Origin of the sequence: Thalassospira sp. UBA1131, from assembly GCF_002311515.1 — a bacterium.
Classification (GTDB): domain Bacteria; phylum Pseudomonadota; class Alphaproteobacteria; order Rhodospirillales; family Thalassospiraceae; genus Thalassospira.
In genome coordinates, this window is the sequence record NZ_DCAO01000079.1 from 1 (window position 1) to 4,148 (window position 4,148).

4 protein-coding genes and 1 pseudogene are annotated in these 4,148 nt (G+C 55.5%); all 5 read left to right on the top strand.

Annotated features, from left to right (window positions below; genetic code table 11):
* Positions 1 to 1,041 (top strand): ABC transporter substrate-binding protein (locus tag B3Z49_RS11970; protein WP_296991073.1); only part of this gene is annotated, 1,041 nt, incomplete at its 5' end.
* A 159-nt stretch (positions 1,042 to 1,200) separates the two neighbouring features.
* Positions 1,201 to 2,064: an ABC transporter permease gene (locus B3Z49_RS11975; RefSeq protein WP_296991074.1), complete on the top strand. Its 864-nt coding sequence runs from the start codon at positions 1,201 to 1,203 to the stop codon at positions 2,062 to 2,064.
* A gap of 1 nt (position 2,065) precedes the next feature.
* Complete coding sequence (locus B3Z49_RS11980) at positions 2,066 to 2,857, top strand: ABC transporter permease (RefSeq protein WP_296991075.1); 792 nt, start codon at positions 2,066 to 2,068, stop codon at positions 2,855 to 2,857.
* Positions 2,854 to 3,966 carry an ABC transporter ATP-binding protein gene (locus tag B3Z49_RS22040; protein ID WP_349676383.1) on the top strand — a complete coding sequence of 371 codons (1,113 nt, stop codon included), beginning with the start codon at positions 2,854 to 2,856 and terminating at the stop codon, positions 3,964 to 3,966. The genes B3Z49_RS11980 and B3Z49_RS22040 overlap by 4 nt, the downstream gene beginning before the upstream one ends.
* Positions 3,963 to 4,148: pseudogene (locus B3Z49_RS11995) on the top strand (MBL fold metallo-hydrolase); the annotation flags it as partial. The gene B3Z49_RS22040 and the pseudogene B3Z49_RS11995, both read left to right, overlap by 4 nt.

The following is a 4,148-nucleotide window of genomic DNA, read 5'->3' on the forward strand; positions in this document are numbered from 1 at the left end:
AGCACTGCGACCTTTATTCTGGGCGCTGTTGCCATGGCGCAAACCGCACAAGCAACCGAAGAATTGAATGCCCTTGTCTGGTGCGACCATACCGATCCGGCCTTGATCGAACCGTTTGAGAAAGAGTACGACGTCAAAGTCAATCTCAAGGAATATGAAGGCACCGGTGCCGGTCTTTCGATCATTGAGCAATCCCGTCCGGGCGACTGGGATGTGTTTGTAATTGATGGTGTTGATGTTCATCGCGCAGTTGAAATGGGCGTTCTGGCCGAAATCCCGGCCGATGCCCTGCCGACATCCGATATCTTCCCCGAAGTCGTGATGGCCGAAAACAACGTGGTGGATGGCAAAACCTATGCCGTCACCGAGAAGTTCGGCTACAACACGATTTCGTTTGATAAGACCAAGGTCGATCCCAAGGACATGGAAGACATGTCGGTGATCTGGTCGGACAAATATGCCGGACGTATTGCGGTTTATGACTATTACCTGCCGGTGATCGGCCTTGTTGGCCTGGGTCTTGGCATTGATACGGCTGATCTTGGCGCGGACGATATGCCCGCGATCAAGGAAAAGCTGTTTGCGATGAAAAAGGTCTCCAAGCAGGTTGGTGAAGTCGTTTCTTCCCAGACTGCGCTTGCAACCGGAGAGGTCGATATCCTTGTTGGTGGCGGTGAATGGATCACGGCGGTCCTTTCCGAAGAAAAGCCTAACCTCGATTGGATCATCCCCAAACAGGGTGGCCTGCGCTGGGCACAGTCAATCGGGGTGATGAAGGATTCTGAAAAGCCTGACCTTGCGCTTAAGTTCGTTCAATACATCATGAGCCCCGAAGGCCAGGCGCGCCTTGCGACCTCGTCTTGTTATTGGGGGATGCCAGCCAACGCCAAGGCAGGCGAAAACCTGACCGATGCCCAGAAAGCAGCCCTTCGCTGGGATGATCAGGAAGGCTACCTCAAAAACTCGCAGCTTTACCCGATCCCGGATGCCGATCTCGATGCCGAGATGCAGGATGCCTGGGTCGAGATGCTCCAGCAGTAAGCAATCCCTTGTCTACTGCCACCGGCCGATGTCCCGCTTTTTGCGGGGCATCGGTGCCAAACTTGCGGTAAGCTGACCCCAACGGCGCCCACCATCCCAAGCGAGTTATAAGCAACCATCCCCCACCTAGGCGGGCTGGTTTGCGAAAAGGATACCGTCATGGCCACTGCCAGCCTTGAAACACGCGAAAATCGCCGCGCATGGGGCTTTGTGACCCCGGCCCTGCTGTGGACCGTCGCGTTTTTCGTTATTCCCTTTATCGTCATGGCCGCGATCAGCCTTGCGACCCGCAAGGGGCGCGAAATCGTCATGGCGTGGAATTTCGACAACTATATTGAATTCTTTGAAAAGGCCCATTTGCTGAAAGGTCTTTTTGTCTCGCTTGAAATCACCTTCACGGTCACGATCATTTCCGTGATCCTTGCCTATCCGCTGGCCTGGATCATTGCCGAACGTGTGCCCCAGAAATGGCAGCGCATGGCGCTGATCATGGCGATCCTGCCATTCTGGACAAGCTATGTGGTGCGATCCTATTCTTGGCTTCTGGTGCTGGCGCAAAACGGCGTGATAAATAACACGCTGGTCTATTTGGGGGTGATTTCCGAACCGCTCGAACTGGCCAGCACACGCAGTGCGACCGTCATCGGCTTTGTGCATTTCTTTGTCATGCTGTTGACGCTTACGATTTATGCCAATCTGGTGCAGATGCCGCCGAACTATCGCAGAGCCGCCGCCGATCTTGGTGCAAACGGGTTTCAGGTGTTCTGGCATGTTGTGTTACCGCTTACATTGCCGGGCATTATGGTCGGTGCGTTCCTGACCTTTGTGCTCTGCATTGGTGATTACATCACACCGCAGATCCTGGGCGGCAATAACGAGCTCGCCCTGCCGCAAGTCATCATGCTCCAACTCGGGCGCCGGGCTGATTTCCCGATGGCCGCCACGCTTTCGATCATTCTGATGGTGGTTGTCACGATGGCCTATATTGCCTGTGCGCGCTGGCTCAAGATGGAGAGAACGTAAAATGATCTCTTCACGCTTTTCCAAACTGCTGTCCTGGTCCTATCTGGCGGCACTTTATGGCTTCATCTTTTTACCTGTGGCGGTCCTTGTCCTGTTTTCATTTCAGGATGGCCGCCTGCCGGTTCCACCATTTAACGGCGCGACCCTTAAATGGTATGGCGAGGTCTTTGCCGACAGTCGCCTAATGTCGGCCCTGACCAACTCCCTGATGGTTGCCATCGGCTCGGCCACGGTTGCCTGTGTCCTTGGTTTCTGTGCGGCCTATGGGCTGGCGCGATTTGTCCTGCCGGCGTCGCGTCTTCAGCGCGGTCTTCTGATTGCGCCGATGACGGTCAGTTACCTGATCATTGCACTGGGCTTGCTGACCACCTTTAACTGGCTGGGTGTTTCGCTGTCGCTTTGGACGGTCGGGATCGGGCATGTTGTGATCAATCTGCCGCTGTGCTTTGCGATTATTTATGCCTCCATGGGCGATCATCAGAAGAACATCGAACGGGCCGCCCGCGATCTGGGGGCCGCCGAATGGCAGGTGATGACGCAGGTCTCCGCCCCGATGTTGATGCCCTCCATCCTGGCGGCCTTTTTCCTGTCGGTGACGTTTAGCTGGGATGAATTCATCATCGCATTTTTGCTATCGCGCTTTGACGTCACCCTGCCGGTTGAAATCTGGAGCATGTTGCGTTCGGGCCTGAACCCGAAAACCAACGCGGTTGGAAGCGTTGTCTTCCTGGTATCGGTTGCGCTGCTGCTTATTCTTGAATTGATTGTCTTTAGAAGGACGGCAAAGAAATGACCGCCCCTGTCTCCATTCGCAACGCCACCAAGATTTTTGGCGACTTTACCGCCCTTGACGATATCAGCCTCGAAATCGCGGCGGGGGAATATATCGTCCTGCTGGGCCCATCGGGCTGCGGCAAGACCACCTTGCTGTCTCTGCTCGGCGGGTTCCTGTCGCCATCCAGTGGCACGATTGAAATCAATGGCAAGGATATGGGCGATGTTGCGCCCGCCAAACGCCCGACCACGACGATGTTTCAGGACTATGCCCTGTTCCCGCATATGAGCCTGCGCGACAACGTCGCCTTTGGCCTTAAAATGCGCAAGGTCGGCAAGGCTGAACGCCATGCCAAGGCCGAAGAACTGCTTGATATGGTTGGGCTTAAGACATCGGCCAACAAGAAACCGCATGAACTTTCGGGTGGGCAGCGTCAACGCGTCGCCCTTGCCCGTGCGCTGGCGGTTGAGCCCGATGTGCTGTTGCTTGATGAACCGTTGGGCGCGCTTGACCTCAAACTCCGTCGTCAAATGCAGGACGAGCTCAAAGCCATCCAAAAACGCGTTGGCACCACCTTTGTCCACGTCACCCACGACCAGGAAGAGGCCATGGCGATTGCTGATCGGATCGTGGTGATGAATTCGGGCAGGATCGAAGATGTCGGCAGTCCAGAAAACATTTATATGCAGCCCAAGACGATTTTCACCGCAAGCTTCATGGGCGAAGTCAATTTCATCCCCGGCACATTTGAAAGTGCTACCGACAGCACCATTTCCGTCAAGACACCGCTTGGCACTGTTGAACTGCCAGAGTTTGAATGCAGGGGCTTTACCCCCGGCGCATCGGTCACCCTTGCCATTCGCCCGGAACACTTCCGTGCCAGCACCGGAACCGGTCCGCGCATTACACTGGGTAAGGCCAAGGTCGAAGATGGATCGTTCTTTGGCACCCATCATCGCGCCCATCTAAGCCCGCTTGATTACCCCAACATGACGGTCACCGCCCACATGCCGCAATCGGCCATCATCGAACCGGGGGCATGGGTGGAACTGACCCTTGATCCGACCTCGGTGGTGGTGTTGCATGGCCATCCGCCCCGCCCTACACCAGAAAGTGCTGCCCTATGATGATCGACCGCGCCAAACCCGAAGACTGGTACAGCCTGAAAACCGTCGGCGACGACGTCACCTATATCAGCGAACCGTTTATCGAGGAATTTTACCGTTGCAACATCTGGCATGTGCGCGGGCGCGATGGCGACATGCTGGTTGATAGTGGCATGGGTGTTGTATCGCTTACAGAATGGGTA

What these genes read in the sequence shown, in the direction of transcription:
- B3Z49_RS11980 (WP_296991075.1), top strand. Translation starts at nt 2,066, where the DNA reads ATGATCTCTTCACGCTTTTCCAAACTGCTGTCCTGGTCCTATCTGGCG.
- B3Z49_RS22040 (WP_349676383.1), top strand. Translation starts at nt 2,854, where the DNA reads ATGACCGCCCCTGTCTCCATTCGCAACGCCACCAAGATTTTTGGCGAC.
- B3Z49_RS11975 (WP_296991074.1), top strand. Translation starts at nt 1,201, where the DNA reads ATGGCCACTGCCAGCCTTGAAACACGCGAAAATCGCCGCGCATGGGGC.